Below are 18,889 nucleotides of genomic sequence, written 5' to 3' on the forward strand. Positions count from 1 at the left end.
TATTCCTCCCAACAACTACCACCATGACTGCTGCTAATGAATTTACGGATTTACTACGTCCGGCCATACTACGTTCGGTCATTACGTTACGTGATCTGGTCCGCTACGTTGTCAGCAAATACCGGCAATTCCCGATTGCCTATACCCTACTTAGTTATCTATTTTTTACGATGGCTTTTTGCTATTATCCGATGATAGATCATTGGATGACAGGGTTTATTATGATGAGTTTACCCCTGGCTGCAATGGGCGGATTTGGGGCTTGCCTGTATCTGTTCTATAAAAAACAATCGCTGGTTGCTACGGCAGGTTTAATTTGGATTCTCTTTTCAATTCTCGTGGCCAAACGTCTGGTTGGAAACAGTCCCGGCAAATTGAATGCAGACAATAGTCAGCCACTGAACGTACTGAGTTTCAACAGCGAAACGTTCTTGCTCAATCCACACGGCCGTGGCTTCGACCCAACAGCGCTGAAGGCCGATATTGCTTGTTTTCAGGAATATTCGCCGAATGTGCTGGTTGAGCGTCAGTACGTTAATAAACTTAAAAAACTGACCTGCTTCGATAAAGACCGTCAGGTTGGGCTGGCTCTATTCTCAAATTATCCAATTGTCAGAGAGTATAGCCGTATATGGGATCGAAATAATGGCCCGGAAATTAATGGATTTCTCTGCGCCGACATTGCTTACAATTCTGATACGATTCGGGTTGTAAACGTGCATTTATGGTCGATGGGCGTGCGAACAGATCAGCTCACGAAGGCGTTGAAAGCAGGACGTATTAGTCAGTCTTTTACGGCCTTTGTCGACATTTTCAGCCGCCTGAAAGAAGGCTTTGAAAACCGGAACGAACAGCTTCAGGAAGTCGAATCGTACGTAGTGGGCAGCCGTTACCCAGTTCTGATTTGTGGGGATTTCAACGAGTTGCCCATCGGTTATTCGTACGGAAAACTAAGTCAGAATTTCCAGAATGCCTTCGAGGAAGCGGGTCACGGACTGGGTTTTACGCTAAATCGGCACCCTTACTGCGCCCGCATCGACCAGCAATTTGTTAGCCGCCACTGGCAGATTAAAACCTGCCAGACCTTATCGGACATTTCCTTTTCCGACCACTTTCCCGTGCTGGCGCAGTACGTATTGAAAGCTCAATAAATCCACTCATTACGTTCATATCGCTACGTAGCAGGCTCATCGCGAACAGAAAACGAACGTATCTTTACCGGGTCGAAGTCAACTCGCTCGTTTTATGAAAGTAGCCGGATTTAGTTTTATCCGTAATGCCGTTTTATTCGATTACCCGATTGTAGAAGCCATTACGTCGGTTTTGCCCCTCTGCGATGAATTTATTGTTGCCGTTGGCGAATCCGATGACGATACGTTGCAACTGATTCAATCCATCCCGTCCAACAAAATACGTATCATTCACACCGTTTGGGACCAAAGTGCGCAGGCTCACGCGGGCGGGCGGGTTCTGGCGCAGGAAACAGACAAAGCGCTCGCAGCCGTTTCGTCCGACGCTGACTGGGCTTTTTATATTCAGGGCGACGAGGTGCTGCATGAAGATTCGATACCGGTTGTTCGGGAAGCGATGCAGACGTATCAGAACGACAAGAACGTAGATGGGTTACTCTTCAACTACGTTCATTTCTATGGTTCGTTTAGCTACGTTGGTGATTCCAGACGGTGGTACCGGCGCGAAATAAGAGTGATTCGGAATACGGGGAACGTAGTATCGTATAAAGATGCGCAGGGTTTTCGCACGCGCGACAATCAGAAACTCAAGGTCAAATTAATTGATGCGTACATTTACCACTACGGCTGGGTGAAACCACCTGAAACGCAGAAAAAGCGACTTCGCTACGCCAACCGATTCTGGCACAAGGCCGATACCCTGGAGCAAGCTCACCAATCGCTCGAAACGTTCGATTACAGCGGTATCGATTCACTAGCTCCCTTTACGGGCAAGCATCCGGCCGTGATGCAGCCCCGCGTAGACCGTCAGAACTGGAAATTTTCGTTTGATACTCGCCAAAAAAAATATTCGCCCCGTGTCCGTTTCCTAACCTTCATCGAGAAACTAACCGGCTGGCGAATAGGCGAATACAAGAATTATAAATTACTGTAGAGACAAGGAATGCCTTGTCTCTACAGCGTTCTACACATCACAAAGCATAACGGCTTCTTTGAGGCTAGTGAGCGGGTCGCGTTTAGGGATGAACTCCTGCGCCACGAAGCCTTTGTAGCCCGTATCAACAATCGCTTTCATGATCGCTGGATAGTAGAGTTCCTGCGTTTCATCGATTTCGTTTCGTCCGGGATTGCCGCCGGTATGGTAATGACCAAAATACTGGTGATTGTTACGGATCGTACGTATGATATCGCCTTCCATAATCTGCATGTGGTAGATATCGTACAACAGTTTGAAGTTTTCCGAACCGACCTTTTTGCAAAGCTCAACACCCCAGGCGCTATGATCGCACATGTAGTCTTTGTGGTCTACTTTACTGTTGAGCAACTCCATGATCATGGTAACACCGTGTTTTTCGGCGCTGGGCATCAGTCGTTTCAGACCAATGGCGCAGTTTTCCATGCCCTGCTCATCGCTCATACCCCGGCGGTTACCCGAAAAACAGATCACCGATTTTAAACCAGCCTCTTTCAGTTGCGGGAAAATGGCTTCGTAACTGGCAACCAGCTCGTCGTGAAGTTTTGGATCATTAAATCCTTCCAGAATGCCTTTTCCGGCTCCTTGTGGCATCGAACATGTCAATCCGTATTTTTTCAGCGTAGGCCACTCTTTAGGACCAGCCAGGTCGATACCGACAATGCCCATATCCTTTGCGGCTTTGCAAAGGTCGTCGAGGGAAATTTTGCTGTAACACCAGCGACAAACCGCGTGGTTGATACGTCCTTTCAGCAGCGGAGCAGTTGATTCAGAAGATGTCATGGAACTTGCAAACGAATTGGTCAGGGCGGGTAGCGTAAGCGCCGTACCAGTTAAGGTTTTCAGGGCCGTTCGGCGTTGCATAGTTTTAAAAAGTGAAAGAGTGAAAGAGCGAAAGAGCGAAGAATTTCGCGTCAGCTTTTCGCTTTTTCGCTCATTCGCTCTTTCACTCTTTAATTAAAGTTCACGAACCCGGATGTTGCGGAACCAGACTAAGTTACCGTGGTCCTGGAGGGCAATATGACCGGTCGAATACTTCCCAAAGCCTTCCCAACCCTTAAATTTACTCTCCTCCACCATCTTGTCCCATTCGGGTCCGCTGAGTGGGTAATCGGCCGTTTTTTTGCCGTTCAGGTATTGCTCAGCGTGGCCTTTTTTGACGACCAAACGCGCCTTGTTCCACTCGCCAGCTGGTTTAGCTGTATTTAGCGTAATTGGCTTCTGCAAATCATATAATGCACCAGCCGTGCGGTTTCCGTCGCGGCCTTGTTTGGCATCCGGATGGCGTTCATTATCAAGCACCTGCATTTCGGGGCCGGTCTGGTACGTTGCTTTGAATTTTGGATCTTCGTGAACGTGATAGATAACTCCGCTGTTACCACCTTCGGCAATTTTCCATTCCAGTTCCAACTCAAAATCACCGTATTCCTTATCAGTAACCAGATCGCCGGCTCTACCGGCTGTCAGGTGAATCGCACCGTTATCGACCGTCCATTTTTCTGATATAGGCTCACCGGCTTTTAGGTAAGTATGCCATCCTTTGAGGGTTTTTCCGTCGAAAATGTTTTCCCAGGGACCATCTTTGGCTACTTTTTGTGGCTTGGGAGTTGGATTTGCGTTGAGTGTTAACGTAAGGGCCAGCAGGGCAGTTGCTACACTTCCTGCCGCCGAAAAACGCACATGGTTCATAGTTAAGAATCGTTTGGATTTTGTCGGGACAATAGTACTAAAAAATAGGACACATCAATACTACGTTACCTTAACGAATCGACTTTATAGCAAGTATTTTTCGCGCAAGTAAATACGACCACATACTAAAATTAGCATACTGTTGCCCCACAAATATTTGCGTTTACGCCTTCCCGCATGCAATTTTTGCTCCCTTAAAACTGTTTGTTTATTGCACCATTTCCGTGCATTGACTCTTTTTTCTACTCCCATGGAAGCGACGTCGTTAGTACCTGCTGAGAAGCAACGCTATCAGAAACACCTAAATCTCCCCGAAATTGGTCCTGCTGGTCAGCTAAAGCTTAAAAATGCTCGTGTGCTGGTGGTTGGTGCCGGGGGATTGGGCTGTCCGGTTCTGCTCTATCTGACAGCGGCCGGAGTTGGCACCATTGGCGTTATCGACCCTGACGTAGTAGACCTGAGCAATTTGCAGCGGCAGGTGCTTTATACAACCGACGAAGTTGGCAAACCTAAAGCCAAAGTAGCCGTAAGCCACCTCAAACGGCTGAATCCTACGCTCCACTTTGATACGTATACGATGGCGCTGGACATCAGCAACGCCCGCGCTATCATTGAAGGGTACGACGTAGTGATCGACTGCACCGATAATTTTAAGGTACGTTACCTGGTCAACGACGTCTGCGTTGCGTTCGGAAAACCGTTTGTGTATGGCGCCATTCACCGCTTTGAGGGGCAGGTTGCCGTCTTAAACGCCGATCTTGGCGACGGACGCTTCGGGCCAACGTATCGGTGCCTGTTTCCAGAATATCCAAACGATATCGAAATACCGAACTGCAACGTAACGGGCGTGCTGGGCGTTTTGCCGGGTGTGATTGGTACGTATCAGGCCAGCGAAGCCATCAAGCTTATTACCGGTATTGGTCAGCCGTTGAGCGAACACTTGCTTATGGTTGATTTGCTGACGATGAATCAGCAAAAAATCAAAACCAAACGACGTAGTGACGCTGCCGAAATGGCCCGACAGGGATTAGTTTCGACCAGTTCGCAGGCGAATCCCGTTGCCCTGGGGCCGCAGGTAATGTCGGTGCAGGAACTGGCCGGTCGGTTGGCACTGAACGAAGATATTTTCCTGCTGGACGTCCGCGATCGACCTGAGTATGATATGTGTCATCTCGAAGGGGCCGTACTGATTCCAGTGAGTATGATTCCGAATAATCGTAAACGCATTCCTACAGATCGACCCGTTGTCGTGTATTGTCACCATGGCATTCGCTCGGCCAACGTAGCACAGTACCTATACGCGCAGGACGGCTTCACGAATCTGTATAACTTGGAAGGTGGAATTAATGCCTGGGCGCGTGATATTGAACCCGAAATGGCTGTTTATTAAGGAGCGAAAGAATGAACGAGCGAAGGAATGAAACCCTCCGGCAGGTTTTACCGCCTGATAATCTTCACCCCTTCGCTCGTTCATTCTTTCACTCTTTTCCAATTAAACTCCGTTACTTTGTATCGGAGTTTTTTTATACGCGTTGCTTTTAATGCGCGTTACATCCGATATGAATCTCAAAAATATCCTAAAATACATCATCTCGCTGGCCATTGCCGGGGGATTGCTCTGGTTTACTTTTCAACAAAGCCATCTCGATGCTGGCGATCTATGGCAGAAAATCAAAGCGGCCGACTATCGTTGGGTACTGCTGTCGGCGGTGCTAACCATTGTAGCCCACTGGAGCCGCGCCGAACGCTGGCGTACTTTGCTGGAACCTGTGGTACCCCAACGACCTACTTCGCTGGAAGCAACGGTTAGCGTATTAACAGGTTATCTCGCGAATATGGCCCTGCCTCGCGCTGGAGAAGTAGCTCGTTGCGGTACGTTGTATCGCTTATCGGGTGTACCGGTCAATGTTAGTTTTGGTACGGTCGTAGCCGAGCGCCTGTTCGATCTACTAATGCTGATCTTGCTGCTAGGCGCTACGTTCGTGCTGGAATTTGACCGATTGAGTCAGTTTTTCATGGAGTTTCTGGGCGGTAAACTCCCCAAAGGTTCCAGCGGATCAAGTCTGTTAATATTCGCTGTCGTTGTTGTACTAGGCATTGCGCTATTAAGCTGGTTTTTGTTCAATCGATATCGTGAAGCACTTGGTAAACATCCATTGTATCAGAAAGTGAGTGGTTTTCTAAAGGGTTTGCTTGATGGGCTGTTGAGTGTTCGGAAACTACGTCGGCCCGGTACGTTTATCCTCCACACGCTGCTTATCTGGACGATGTACTACTTCATGTCCTACACGCTGTTCTTCGCCTTACCTGCAACGTCGAATCTGGGGGCGCTGGCTGGCCTGACCATTCTTGTCGTTGGTACGTTGGGCATGGCTGCTCCTACACCGGGTGGCATTGGTTCTTTTCACTTGCTGGTGGGGCAGGTTGCCTTATTATATAGCCTTACGGCTCAGGATGGGCAGATTCTTGCTACGTTCATTCATGGCGTTTCAAGTATCATGATTATCATTTTGGGCATTCTGGCGCTGCTCGTCGTGCTCCTCCGACGTAACAAGACCACTACGTTACCAGACGTACTGGACGATCCTAAAGCTATCAAGCTGGAACAGTAAACGTTATGACCGAATCCAAAATTCTTACGCGCGAACAAGCCATTGAGCAGGCCAACCAATGGCGCGCTGAAGGGCAGCAGATTGTGTTTACCAACGGCTGTTTCGACATTGTTCACCTCGGCCATATCGACTACCTCGAAAAAGCCCGAAACCTGGGCGATAAGCTCATTCTTGGACTAAATACCGATACGTCGGTCAGCTGTATTAAAGGGCCGTTACGTCCGGTGGTCAACGAGTATGCCCGCGCCCGGCTTATGGCTGCGCTGGAATTTGTAGATGCCGTTACGCTGTTCGGTGAACCTACCCCGCTCGAACTTATTCAGGATGTGCAGCCCGACGTACTGGTGAAAGGAAATGATTATTCAGTAGCCACCATTGTGGGGGCCGATTTTGTGCTGGGCCGCGGTGGACGCGTTGAAACGGTGGCGCTGGTGCCAGGCTATTCTACGTCCAGCCTTATCGAACGGATCAAGCAAAGTTACTAACAGCAGGAGAGTCAGTAACTTTGTCAGGACAGCAGGACTACTTACCTTTGACTTTTCTCAAGCAATTACTACCTCAACTTTTTTCATATGTCTGGTACTACGTTAACCCTAGGCGAAAAAACGTATTTCCCTTTTCTGGATAAACCCGTTCAATACGAAGGTCGCGAGTCTGATAATCCGCTGGCGTTCAAGTTTTATGATGCGAATCGTCCGATTCTGGGCACCCCCATGAAAGATTTGTTCCGGTTTGCTACGGCTTACTGGCACACCTTCTGCGGCACCGGCGCCGACCCATTTGGTCCGGGCGTGAAGCATTTCCCTTGGGATGCGAATAAAGATTCACTGGCCGCAGCACACGACAAAATGGATGCTGCCTTTGAATTCATTACCAAAATCGGCATGGAATATTATTGTTTCCACGATGTCGACGTAGCGCCCGAGGGCAATTCAAATGCTGATTTTGAAAATAATTTCCGCAAAATTGTCGATTACGCGAAGCAGAAACAGGCTGCCAGTGGTGTTAAACTGCTTTGGGGAACGGCCAATCTATTCTCGCACGAGCGTTACATGAACGGGGCGTCTACCAATCCTGATTTTCACGTACTGGCCCATGGCGGATGGCAGGTTAAAAATGCTATCGACGCGACTATTGAGCTGGGCGGTCGTGGTTACACTTTCTGGGGCGGCCGCGAAGGCTACATGTCGCTGCTGAACACGAACATGAAACGCGAACAGGAACACTTAGGTAAGTTCCTGCAAATCAGCCGCGATTATGCTCGCAAGCAGGGCTTTAAAGGCGCGTTCTACATTGAGCCGAAACCGATGGAGCCGACCAAGCACCAATATGATTTCGACGCGGCTACAGTAGTTGGTTTCCTGAACCGCTTCGGTTTGCAGGATGATTTTGAATTGAACATCGAAACGAACCACGCTACGTTAGCCAGCCACACGTTTGCTCATGAGTTACAGGTTGCCGCCGATAATAACATGCTGGGCAGCATCGACGCTAACCGGGGTGATTATCAGAACGGTTGGGATACTGACCAGTTTCCGGTTGATGTTTATGAACTGACCGAAGCCATGCTGGTTATTCTGGAAGCGGGCGGTTTGAAATCGGGGGGTGTCAACTTCGACGCTAAAACCCGCCGGAATTCTACGGACCTCGAAGATATTTTCATCGCGCACATCGGTGGTATGGATACGTTTGCCCGTGCTGCTATCGCTGCCGAAGCTATTCTGGGAAAATCGAAGTATAAATCGCTACGTTCGGAACGCTACGCCAGCTACGACTCAGGTGAAGGTGCTCGTTTCGAAAAAGGCGAACTTACGCTTGAAGATTTGCGCGAGTATGCCCTGAACAACGGCGAACCCAAACAGATCAGCGGCAAACAGGAATTGTACGAAATGATTGTAAATCAATATATTTAGTCAACATTCAGCCCGAAACGGTTTGAGAATCGTTTCGGGCTTTTCCTAAAACCCGTTACTGCCTTGAAAACTTCGTTACTCTTCATCAGCCTGCTATTCAGTACGTCAGTTTTCGCCCAGTCTGCCGACGAAGCCGGGGTTAAAACAACCATCAGCACCATGTTTCAGGCGATGCAAAAAGCTGATTCAACGATGTTAAAGCCGTTGTTTACGACGAGTGCCCGACTGCAAACTGTAATTAACAAGCAAGGAGACGTATCGGTACGTGACGAAGCAATTGCCGGTTTTATCAACTCGATTGGTAAGGCAAAAGCTGGCGCGTTGGATGAGCGTCTTTCGGGAATGGAAATTAAAATCGACGCTGATCTAGCTACAGCCTGGACGCCGTATGTATTTTATTATCAGGGTGCTAAACACCACTGCGGTGTCAACGCCTTTACATTAGTGAAGATGGGTGGTAACTGGAAAATCCAGACGATTATCGACACCCGCCGGACTGAGAACTGCCCGGATTTACCAAAGCAGTAATCAGTTTCCCAGCCACTTTGGCGGGCGTTTTTCCAAAAAGGCAGCCATGCCTTCTTGGGCATCGGGTGTCTGCTGAAGTTGTTGAAATTGTTCATATAAAAAAGCCTGCTGTTCGTCGGATGGCAGGCTTTTTAATTGCTGATAAGCCCGCAAACCAAACTGCATAGCCGTCGGCGAAAACTGTTTTAAATCGTTTGTCAACAACGTAACAACTTCATCCAGTTCATCTTTGCTTGCTACGTTGCTTACCAGGCCAAGCTCATGAGCCGCTTCCGCCGTAAGTGTTTTAGCCCGCAGACACAAGTCAAGAGCAGTTCGTGCTGGCATAAGATCGAGTAGGACAGCCAGCACCTGAAATGGAAACAATCCACGCTTTACTTCGGGCAAACTGAACGTAGCAGAATCGGCAGCTACTACGTAGGTACTGCCGCCCACCAGCAAAAACCCACCCGCGTATACCGGGCCCTGCACGCGTGCGATGCACGGCTTGTGCAGGCCAGCCATTAACTCGCCAAGCCGCACAGGGCCAGCAGGTTCAGGTACTGTCGCCATCTCCGAGTCACCTCCCGATAAGCTTTTCAGGTCCATTCCCGCGCAGAACGTATCACCCGCAGCGGCCAAAACGACTACCCAAATATCGGGAACGTAGTGAGCGTAAGCCAACGCAAATGCCAGTTCGGCCAGCATCGGCGGATGAAGCGCATTCTTTTTTTCGGGTCGATTCAACGTAACAGTTAATACGTGGGCATCGAGTGATGTAAGTACGTAGCGAAACCCTTCGGAGGGCAGTTCAACAACTTGATCAGCAGTATATAACATGAGCAGAAAGGTACATAAATACCATTTACAAAATAGTTGGAAACTTTTATATGGCTATGTACCCATTTTGAGTTATCTGGATAAATCAACGTCGCCCTTATCTTCATCATGAAAACCATTCTAGTACTTCTCGTCGCTTTACTGGGTTTACAGACTACTCGGGCTACTCACTTACAAGGTGGCTATATACAGGTGAAATCTGTTTCTACTACGGCGCTCACCTACGAAATTACGGTACTACTCAACATGGATCGAATTAGCGGTGCTCAAGCGGCCGACGCGACTAATTCGCTAACGATCTGCTTTGGCGACGGAACCACAGGCACTATTGTGCGCACTTCACAAACTATTAGCTCAGATAAACTATCCAGCCAGAATATATACCGCATTACGCATACCTATTCTGGTCCAAATACGTATAATTTAAGCGTTTCTATCCCGAATAGATCGCCAAACGCCAATGTACCGGACGGCAATAATCAACCCTTTACACTTAGCACAATATTTTCGGCTAACGTAGCCGGTCAAAACCAAACGCCATCATCGGTATTACCCGGCGTATTTCGAATCGGTATCAATCAGCGAGCAATTCTTTCGTTGAAAGCGACCGATCCAGAAGGCGATAGCCTGGCTTATGGATTAACTAAAGTACTGACCAGTACGTTAAAAGATGCTTGTTCTTATCAGATGGCATCTTCCTTTAAGTTCCCCAACGACGTAGCACGAAGAGGAACGTTCAAGCTCAACAACCGTTCCGGCGAATTGACCTGGGACGCGCCGACACAGCAAGGAAATTACAGTGCTGCCATTATCATTTTCGAATACCGAAACGGCATTCTCATCAGTCAGACAACGGAAGAAATCTCACTAATCGTGGAAGACAAAGCCGGTACGCCCAGCACCATTCCGGCGTATGAGCCAGCTCTGGAAGGAACCATCATTACCGCTATTTCTGAGTTCTCCGACACCGACGTAGCGTTAACTGTGTTCCCCAATCCAGTGGATGATCGATTACAGGTTGTTATTCAAACCATCCGGCCGGGTATCGCCAGCATCCAATTGCTTGATAACAATGGCCGGAATCTTCATGAATTAAATTTCAGAAAGGCATCCCGACAGCACGAACAGGTCATTAGTATGGATAGCCTATCGCCCGGACAGTACATATTACGGGCTGATGTCGATGGCCGATCAATTGTGCGGAAGATCGTAAAAAAGTAGGGACGAGATATGCCTCTTCAAGCCCTAAAACAGCTGTTTCCAGGTCCCTTTCACCCAATTGTATTTGAGCGTACTGGGTAGCGCCTGCCAGAAATATTTATTTATTTCAACGGCAAAAGACGGTTGCATGTAACAATTAATTGCACAGCCTTCGCAGCCAGGCAATCGGCCTTCCAGGGCAACTAATTTCTGCACTTCCTGCGAGCGGTATAGTTCAAACAGATTATTATCGATAGAAAAATCTTTAAGTCCCAGATGGTAGCAGGGAAGTACGATTTTATTTTCGGGCGAGATAACGATGGTCGTACTGGCCGCCCGGCAAATGGGGTCAGCGACCTTATTACCACCATCCCTACGTAGCTGAATGAATCCTTCGTTCAGATAGACATTTTTCTGCTTCCCCCACCTCGACAATTGGTGTAACGTAGCATCGGAAAAGCGTTCGCCGGTTTCGACCGAATTGTACTCGAAAACAGGGTTGAGAATCAGCACCAAATCATTGGGGAGACAGATTTCTTCGTGCATCTGCCGAATTTGGTGCGCGTTACGTTCAAAAACCGTAAAAAGAATATCAGGGCGCTCGCCCAATTGCCGGGCAATCGTAATCGACTCCATTACTTTATCGAAACACGTAACACCCCGTGAACGGTCGTGTTCCTCAGCTACAGGCGAATCGAGCGAAAAATGAAGCATATCGACCAATCCCCGGAGACGTTCAGCTTGTTTCGGATAGAGCAGGGCGTTGGTTGTAACAGTGGTGATGAAACCAAGTTGCTTGGCTTCCTGAAGCAATTCGGGCAGTTGGCGATGCAGTAGCGGTTCGCCACCCGTAAAATCGATGACCCGAACGCCCAGTTTCTTGAGGTCACGCAGATTCTGGCGAGCATTTTCTAACGTAACATAAGGCGAAGGCCTCTCCCAGATGTCGCAAAAACTACAGCTCGCATTGCAGCGATACGTCACGTAGTAATTGCAGAGCACCGGATGGGATACGAGACGCATAGGCGGGCAAAAGCGTAGGGCATGGGGTAAAGCGTGCAGAGTCAATACTCCATCCCCTTACCCCTATACCCTCTGCTACAGAAGCATTTTAAACAAATTCACCACTCTGTCTTTCAAATCTTTCCGGTCGACGATGAAGTCGAGGAAACCGTGTTCGAGAACGAATTCGGCGCTTTGAAAGCCTTTGGGCAGGTCTTTACCAATCGTTTCGCGGATGACGCGCGGGCCGGCAAAACCAATCAGCGCTTCGGGTTCGGCGATGTTAAAATCACCAAGCATGGCGTAGGAAGCTGTTACGCCCCCCGTAGTCGGATCGGTCAGCAGCGAAATGTAAGGCAGCTTGGCTTTGTCGAGCAGGGCGAGTTTGGCAGACGTTTTGGCCATCTGCATCAGCGAGAAACCAGCCTCCATCATCCGGGCACCTCCCGATCGCGAAATCATCAGGAATGGCGTTTTGTGTTGGATAGCGTGATCGATAGCGCGGGCAATCTTCTCTCCTACCACCGAACCCATCGATCCACCGATGAAATTAAAGTCCATAACCGCAATCGTTACGTCCAGGCCATGCACAGGGCCATGCGCTGTCCGAACGGCATCTTTCAGGCCGGTTTTTTCAATAGTCGACTTGATCCGCGATGGATAAGGCTTAGTGTCCACAAATTGGAGCGGGTCGGCCGACTGCATATCGGCGTCCATCTCCGTGAACTCGTTCTCATCGAACAGTATCGAAAAATAAGCTTCTGAGCCTATTTTTTCGTGGTAATTGCAGTGAACACAGGTATAGGCGTTGAGCTTATGCTCCCGTGTCTGCATGGCTTTTTTACAGTTGGGACACTGATACCACAATCCGTCGGGGGCTTCCCGCTTCATTTCGGTTGGGGTCTGAATCCCTTTATCTTTTCGGACGAACCAAGACATTTCCAGTAGGTGATTATCGAAAAAAGAGCCGTAAAGGTAAGAAGAAAACAGGTAGAAAGTTGTTGTTTTGCGGCTATGAAACACTTACTCATCGTTTTACTGCTCGGGAGCGCCGTGTCGGCCTTCGGACAGGCATCGGTTGCCTACTACCCATTTAATAACGTAGTGTCGGTCAGTACCAATTCCGACCGGGCCTTCTGGCTCGACGCCCGGATGCAAACCAATACGTTATTTGGGTCGCTCAGTACGACTATTTGCCCGTTGATTAACGTATCGCGCCAGACGCAGGTGAATTATTATACCGGCCTGGGCATTCGGTTTAACGCGCTGAATGGCATCGATAACCGCGATATTCTGGAGGGCTACTCGCTGCATATTGGTGTTCGCATAAAGCCACTCACCTTTATGCCCAACCTACGTATCGCTTTCGAAATCGCTCCTTATTCCCGCAAAGATTTTAAAACTGGTAATCTGCAGTCATTTCTGGGATTTGCGTACCAGTTTAAGAAACGGCAGTAAAACGGCCCTGACAGGATCTGGCTGTCGGAGTCGCGCTAGCGACTAACTATATACCATCCGGCGACTTCGACAGCCAGAGCCTGTCGGGGCCTACATAATAAAAACGCCGAAGGGAACTGGTTACCAGCTCCCTTCGGCGTTTTTATTTGTTACGTACTACGTCCTACTTCTGATTATACGTAAACATGCCGTGTTCTAATTTATCGGCTCGATCGAAAAGCTTGAGGGCTTTCTGATACGTATCGTCGGTCTGGGCGATCACTTTGAAGAACTCGTTGTTCTGGCCGCCTTTATTATTTTTCTGGAACACCGTCCGGGCAACCAGCGCTTTAATCTGATTGCGGATGTAGTTTTTCGAGCGATTAAACTCTTTCTCGTTAAACTTAATACCCTCAGCTGTAGCATCTTTCACCAGTCGATTCATTTGCTCATCATTGATTGTGACGGCTTTGTCGAACTCAGCGAAAGGCAACTTTTCGAGTTTTTTCCGATTGTCGTTCGTGTATTCCATCGCAAACTCGCGGATAATGTTCTTGCTGTACAATTGAATCAAATAAGGCGTTTGCCAGCTCGAATCCCGTGGAATGAAGTAGTCGGGCGTAATACCGCCACCGCCGTAAACCACTCGACCGCCATCTGTTTTGAACTTCAATTTGGGGTCATTTTTAATGGAATCAGCGATATAATACTCACCCCGTTTCGAACGTAGTTCGAGGTCTTTTTCGTAATCACCTTCGTGGCCCGGCACATAAGGTTTTTGAATGCTACGTCCGCTGGGCGTATAATAGCGAGAAATCGTCAAACGAAGTTCAGAACCGTCCGACAACGTAACGGGCATCTGTACCAGTCCTTTACCAAACGAACGCCGACCTGCGATCAAAGCCCGGTCGTGGTCCTGCAAAGCACCGGCCACAATTTCAGAGGCAGACGCACTACCTTCATCAACCAGCACGACCAACGCCCCTTCCTCAAACTGACCCTGCATGCGGGCATATGTTTTGCGATCGTAGCGATTGTCTTTTCCGTCGGTGTAAACCAGCAGTTTATTACCCGAAATAAATTCGTCAGCGATGCTGGTGGCCCGGTCCATGTAGCCGCCGGGGTTGTTACGTAAGTCGAGCATGAGTTGCGTCATTCCCTGCGATTTCAATGAAGTCAGCGCCGTTTTAAACTCGTCGTACGTGGTTTCGGAGAACCGGTTGATTTTCAAATAGCCGGTTTTGGCGTCGATCATATAAGCTGCATCGACAGAATACGTTGGAATCCGGTCGCGGGTAATGGCGAATACTTTAGGTTCCTTATCCCCTTTTCGCAAAATGGTCAGTTTAACTTCCGATCCCCGTTTGCCACGTAGCGCCTTAAAAACAGCACTATTTTCGATTTTAGCACCGGCCAGCGGCTTATCGTCAACCTTGATGATTTTATCTCCGCTGATAATACCAGCTGTTTCCGACGGACCGCCCGCCAGCGGAGTCACTACGTAGACGGTATCTTTGTAGATATTGAATTCGACGCCAATGCCATCAAATCCACCTTCCAGCTGCGAACGGGCCGCAACGGCATCCTGCGGATTCATGTAAGCCGTATGCGGATCGAGTTTTTCGAGCATTTTCTCAATCGAGAAATCAACCAGATCGTCCGTATTGACCGAATCAACGTAGTTATTTTCAATCAATTGAAGAATTTCCCGGTACTTAGTATAACCCTTCCCAATGCTGTTCAAGCTCTTGGTACCGCCGAAAAACGTAGCGCCAATGAGCATGCCACCGGCCAGCGTAATTCCCACAAGCATCGGAAGCCGAACGGTCGCCTTGTCGTTTTGAATACGCTTCGCGGGGCCGCCTGCATCCTCATGTGCGGGTTCGTTTTCAAATTTATTTTCTGTATCCATCTGGACGTAATGAGCTGAGTAATCTCTATGCCTTTAACGTTTGGAAGATAGCGAAATGTTTGCCAGAAACTTAACATATTGTTAAAATTTCCTAATTGGCTACACCACTTCAGTTTGCTGCTGCCAGAACTGCGAATATGCTTTCCCGTTTTTGAGCAAATCCACATGTTTTCCTTCCTCAATGATACGTCCCTGTTCCAGCACCACAATTTTGTCGGCCTTACGTACCGTACTGAGCCGGTGCGCAATAATGATGATGGTTTTTCCTTCCTTACGTAGCTGTTGCACAGTACGTTGCACAAACTGCTCCGACACTGAATCCAGCGCTGACGTAGCTTCGTCCAGAATCAGAATTTCGGGTTGGCGATAGAGCGCACGGGCAATCGCCAGCCGTTGTCGTTGACCGCCGGAAAGCGTTGCGCCGTTTTCGCCCAGATACGTCTTGAAGCCATTTGGCATTCGCTCAATGAAGTCGGTAATACCCAATTGTTCGCAAATGGCCAGTAGCCGCTGCATATCCGGTTCTTCTTCGCCGATGGCAATGTTTTCGATGACGTTTCCTGCGAACAAATCCGTCTTTTGCGGCACTACGCTAACCACCCGACGCAGACTATCGGCGTGAAGGTGTTTGATGTCGTAATCGCCGATGAAGATGTTCCCACTCTGCAACGGATACAGCCCCTGCACCAACGACATCAGCGTTGATTTACCGGAACCGCTTTCGCCAACCACCGCCGTAATTTTCCCCTTGGGCATGGTCAGCACCAGATCGTCGAAAACCGTAGCGCGGGTGCCGTAGCGGAACGTAACGTGCTGGAAACGTATCGGGCCAACCATGTCAGGCTTCAGCTGAACCTTGTTTTCGTTCGATTCGCGGTCAAGGTCCATAATTTCGAACAGGCGGTCTGCAGCAATCAAAGCCTCCTGAATGCTCCGGTTAGAGCCAATCAGGCCAGCGGCTGGACCCGTAAAGTAGCCGATAAGTGCGTAAAACGACAGCAGCTCACCGGGCGTCAGATCGTTTTGCAGTACGTAGCCAGCGCCAACCCAGAGTAAAATTATCGTGAACAATCGAGTAATAAATTCCGACGCGTTACCCGCGTAAATACCCGCGCTACCTGTCTGGAAAATCGTTTGCAGAAGCGCTACGAACCGGTTTTCGGTTTTCTGACTGGCAAACTGCTCTAGTCCAAACCGTTTGATGGTGGGCATGGCGTTGAGCGATTCAACGAGTTGCGCTTCCAGATCGGCGGAATTTTCCATCAATTTTCGTTGATAGCGCTGATTGAATCGGTTCATTACCCAATAAATACCCGCGTAAAAAGGAACGATGAGTACCAGAATAACGGCAAGTTTCCAGTAATAGGAAAACATTAACCCGAACGAGAAAATGACAATCAATACGTTGACGAGCAGGCCAAGTGCTACGTCGTTGACAAACGTTCTGATTTTAACGGCGTCGTTCACGCGCGAAATCACCTCTCCTACCCGCATGGTATCGAAAAACGACTGCGGCAGGGTCATCAGGTGTTTGTAGTACCCCAGAATCAGCGCGGCATCAATTCGTTGGCCGGTTTTCAGGTTAAAAAAGCTTTTGGTGGCCCCAATAAAAATCTGCAAAATCAGCAGCCCAATCATCACTACGCTAAGCAGATTGAGCAGATTTCGGTTGCCGTTGACCAGTACGTTATCAACGATTTTCTGAATGTAAATGGCCGACGATAAGCCAAGGATTGTATAAATCAGTGCACCAAAAAGCGCCTGAAACATAACGGCGCGGTGCGGCTGTAGCAACTGCCAGAAACGTTGCAGCACTGGTACGGTCTTGTTGCCAACTTCAAAAGTTTCGTCGGGAATCAAAAGCACCAGTAAGCCCGTCCAGACGGCCTGAAAAGCTTCGGGAGTGAGCTTGTGCATCTGCCCATCCGACGGGTCCATGACCGTAATCTGCTGGGGCGTTACGCGGTAAACAACAACGTAATGCTGGAGCTGACTGTTGGGGATATTGACGTGCGCAATAGTCGGTTGTGGAATTTTCGACAGGCTTTCAAACGGTGCTTTTACTCCTTTCGCCTGAAAACCAAGTTTTTGCGCAGCTTCGACCATGCCAAGTACCGTAGTACCTTTCTGGTCAGTAGCGGCCATCTGCCGGATTCGGGCCACGGGCAGCAGCAACCTGTAATACGCGGCCACCGATACCAGACAAGCGGCTCCACAGTCAGTTATATCCCGCTGTTTGATACGAACCCGGCTACTGATACTTTTTTCCGCAAACCACTCGCGAACACGCTCTAATTGTTCGAATGCTTTATGACTTTTGCTTTGCTGAGTCTCGTTCATATTGCCCGGCCGCCCTCCTTCTGCGCATTAGCCGTAGCCGATTTTTGGGTATTTATGGCGGGATTTAGCCAATCATCAGCCTTGTCGTATAGTAGTTGAAACAACGAGCGACGCGCTACCTGGAACCTCGTCTGCACTGTCATTCCTTTTTTCAAACGGCCCTGATACCCATTCTGTAAAGTCAAATACGGCCGGTCTAATTGACAGCGTACTTTGAAAACCGGTTCGCCGTTGGCTGTCGTAAAATCATTGGCAATGTCGATTACGCGGCCCGTTAGCAGCCCCCATTGATTGTAATTAAACGCATCGACCTGCAAACGTACCGGCTGTCCCGGTTTCAGAAGGCCAATATCTTTGGATGGTACGTAGGCTTCGGCAATTAGCGTAGAGTCGGGGGAAACGACCGCCAATACGTCGCCGGGTTGTACGTAGCTACCTGCGTAACGACCCGCCAATTGCGTAGCGGTGCCGCCAACGGGCGCTTTTAGTACGTAAAGTTCCTGTTCTTCACGGAGTTGCTTGGCGTCGGTTTCCAGATTAGCCAGGTCGCGCCGGGTTTGAGTCAGGTCGGTTTGCCAGCCGCTACGTTGCTGTTCAACCAACGTATTATAGCGAGCCATTGCTGCTTTGTGGGCGTAGAGCGCATCTTCGTATTCGAGTCGGGCAATTACTTTCTGTGAATAAAGAAGTTCAGCCGTCTGAAGCTCTCGTTTGCGCTTTTCCTGCAGATTCCAGCTTTCTTCCACCACCGCCCGAAACTGACTGTATTCCTGCCGATAAAGTGGCGCGGATAGTCCGTTGACTAGTTTCCAGGACTTGCGAGTGAGCTGGTCTAAATCGCGAGCAAAGGCTTGCTTTTCTTTTATTTGCTTATCAATCAGTTGCTTGCGGGTTTCCAACGATTCAGATCGGAGCTGGAATAAGGGCTGACCCTGTTTGACCGGCTCCCATTCACGTACCATCACTTTCTGGATGACAGCCCCAGCGGTCGCTTTAATTTCACTACGTTCTGAAATCGGCCGAACCAGTCCGTTGGCCTGAACTGATATGTCGACGTAAATGAAGGGTAACGCCAGCAATGTCAGGAATACCACGATCAGCACTGTTGAATAAATGAGCTGGCTTCTGACGCTGACGCGGGGCAGGTACGTAACCAGCCCATAAGAGAAGTCTTTTTCGTTCATGGTTTCGTTGAGTAAGTTGGGTCTATATACGCATAACTAAAAAGCAGGGATTTTGCCCATCCGATAGAAACATTAGATTGTTTTCCTATC

Annotated in this window: 17 protein-coding genes; 9 read left to right on the forward strand and 8 right to left on the reverse strand. The window is 49.0% G+C overall.

From position 1 onward, the window contains the following. The first annotated feature begins 23 nt into the window (after positions 1-23). Positions 24-1,151 (forward strand): endonuclease/exonuclease/phosphatase family protein, encoded by a 1,128-nt coding sequence (locus ACYVF1_RS19775; protein ID WP_461082011.1) that lies wholly within the window; start codon positions 24-26, stop codon positions 1,149-1,151. Positions 1,152-1,245: 94 nt separating this feature from the next. After that, on the forward strand, positions 1,246-2,124 hold the full coding sequence (locus ACYVF1_RS19780) for a glycosyltransferase family protein (RefSeq protein ID WP_461082013.1): 879 nt from the start codon (positions 1,246-1,248) through the stop codon (positions 2,122-2,124). A 30-nt stretch (positions 2,125-2,154) separates the two neighbouring features. Here the strand turns inward: ACYVF1_RS19780 and ACYVF1_RS19785 are convergent, their stop codons facing one another. Next, complete coding sequence (locus tag ACYVF1_RS19785) at positions 2,155-3,027, reverse strand: hydroxypyruvate isomerase family protein (protein WP_461082015.1); 873 nt, start codon at positions 3,025-3,027, stop codon at positions 2,155-2,157. A 93-nt stretch (positions 3,028-3,120) separates the two neighbouring features. Next, complete coding sequence (locus tag ACYVF1_RS19790) at positions 3,121-3,852, reverse strand: 3-keto-disaccharide hydrolase (protein ID WP_461082017.1); 732 nt, start codon at positions 3,850-3,852, stop codon at positions 3,121-3,123. 250 nt (positions 3,853-4,102) lie between these two features. Here ACYVF1_RS19790 and moeB point away from each other — a divergent pair, with 250 nt between their 5' ends. From moeB to ACYVF1_RS19815, 5 genes are all read left to right on the forward strand, one after another. After that, a complete protein-coding gene (moeB, locus tag ACYVF1_RS19795; protein WP_461082019.1) occupies positions 4,103-5,242 on the forward strand; it encodes a molybdopterin-synthase adenylyltransferase MoeB in 1,140 nt (379 codons plus the stop codon). 169 nt (positions 5,243-5,411) lie between these two features. After that, complete coding sequence (locus ACYVF1_RS19800; RefSeq protein ID WP_461082021.1) at positions 5,412-6,464, forward strand: lysylphosphatidylglycerol synthase transmembrane domain-containing protein; 1,053 nt, start codon at positions 5,412-5,414, stop codon at positions 6,462-6,464. A 5-nt stretch (positions 6,465-6,469) separates the two neighbouring features. Then, positions 6,470-6,949 (forward strand): D-glycero-beta-D-manno-heptose 1-phosphate adenylyltransferase, encoded by a 480-nt coding sequence (gene rfaE2 / locus ACYVF1_RS19805; RefSeq protein WP_461082023.1) that lies wholly within the window; start codon positions 6,470-6,472, stop codon positions 6,947-6,949. 87 nt (positions 6,950-7,036) lie between these two features. Beyond that, positions 7,037-8,377, forward strand: a complete 1,341-nt coding sequence (gene xylA, locus ACYVF1_RS19810; protein WP_461082025.1) for a xylose isomerase — start codon at positions 7,037-7,039, stop codon at positions 8,375-8,377. Positions 8,378-8,440: 63 nt separating this feature from the next. Continuing rightward, complete coding sequence (locus ACYVF1_RS19815; protein ID WP_461082027.1) at positions 8,441-8,905, forward strand: nuclear transport factor 2 family protein; 465 nt, start codon at positions 8,441-8,443, stop codon at positions 8,903-8,905. Here the strand turns inward: ACYVF1_RS19815 and ACYVF1_RS19820 are convergent, their stop codons facing one another. Beyond that, positions 8,906-9,724 carry an enoyl-CoA hydratase-related protein gene (locus ACYVF1_RS19820; protein WP_461082029.1) on the reverse strand — a complete coding sequence of 273 codons (819 nt, stop codon included), beginning with the start codon at positions 9,722-9,724 and terminating at the stop codon, positions 8,906-8,908. A 108-nt stretch (positions 9,725-9,832) separates the two neighbouring features. Between ACYVF1_RS19820 and ACYVF1_RS19825 the strand changes: the two genes are divergently transcribed. After that, positions 9,833-10,945, forward strand: coding sequence for a T9SS type A sorting domain-containing protein (locus ACYVF1_RS19825; RefSeq protein ID WP_461082031.1), 1,113 nt, complete (start codon positions 9,833-9,835; stop codon positions 10,943-10,945). A 24-nt stretch (positions 10,946-10,969) separates the two neighbouring features. On the opposite strand, the gene ACYVF1_RS19830 is transcribed toward ACYVF1_RS19825, so the two are convergent. Both ACYVF1_RS19830 and accD read right to left on the reverse strand, forming a co-directional pair. Next, a complete protein-coding gene (locus ACYVF1_RS19830; RefSeq protein WP_461082033.1) occupies positions 10,970-11,947 on the reverse strand; it encodes a radical SAM protein in 978 nt (325 codons plus the stop codon). Positions 11,948-12,022: 75 nt separating this feature from the next. Continuing rightward, positions 12,023-12,865 (reverse strand): acetyl-CoA carboxylase, carboxyltransferase subunit beta, encoded by an 843-nt coding sequence (gene accD, locus ACYVF1_RS19835; protein ID WP_461082035.1) that lies wholly within the window; start codon positions 12,863-12,865, stop codon positions 12,023-12,025. Between the two features lie 75 nt (positions 12,866-12,940). On the opposite strand from accD, the gene ACYVF1_RS19840 reads away from it, so the two are divergent. After that, positions 12,941-13,384 (forward strand): hypothetical protein, encoded by a 444-nt coding sequence (locus tag ACYVF1_RS19840; protein WP_461082037.1) that lies wholly within the window; start codon positions 12,941-12,943, stop codon positions 13,382-13,384. A 163-nt stretch (positions 13,385-13,547) separates the two neighbouring features. Here the strand turns inward: ACYVF1_RS19840 and ACYVF1_RS19845 are convergent, their stop codons facing one another. The 3 genes from ACYVF1_RS19845 to ACYVF1_RS19855 form a co-directional block, all read right to left on the reverse strand. Continuing rightward, complete coding sequence (locus ACYVF1_RS19845; protein WP_461082039.1) at positions 13,548-15,275, reverse strand: S41 family peptidase; 1,728 nt, start codon at positions 15,273-15,275, stop codon at positions 13,548-13,550. A 99-nt stretch (positions 15,276-15,374) separates the two neighbouring features. Then, a complete protein-coding gene (locus tag ACYVF1_RS19850) occupies positions 15,375-17,615 on the reverse strand; it encodes a peptidase domain-containing ABC transporter (protein ID WP_461082041.1) in 2,241 nt (746 codons plus the stop codon). Continuing rightward, positions 17,612-18,799: an HlyD family secretion protein gene (locus ACYVF1_RS19855; RefSeq protein WP_461082043.1), complete on the reverse strand. Its 1,188-nt coding sequence runs from the start codon at positions 18,797-18,799 to the stop codon at positions 17,612-17,614. Before ACYVF1_RS19855 ends, ACYVF1_RS19850 begins: the two co-directional genes overlap by 4 nt. Between the last annotated feature and the right edge of the window lie 90 nt (positions 18,800-18,889).

The sequence above is a fragment of the Spirosoma flavus genome (assembly GCF_054778555.1).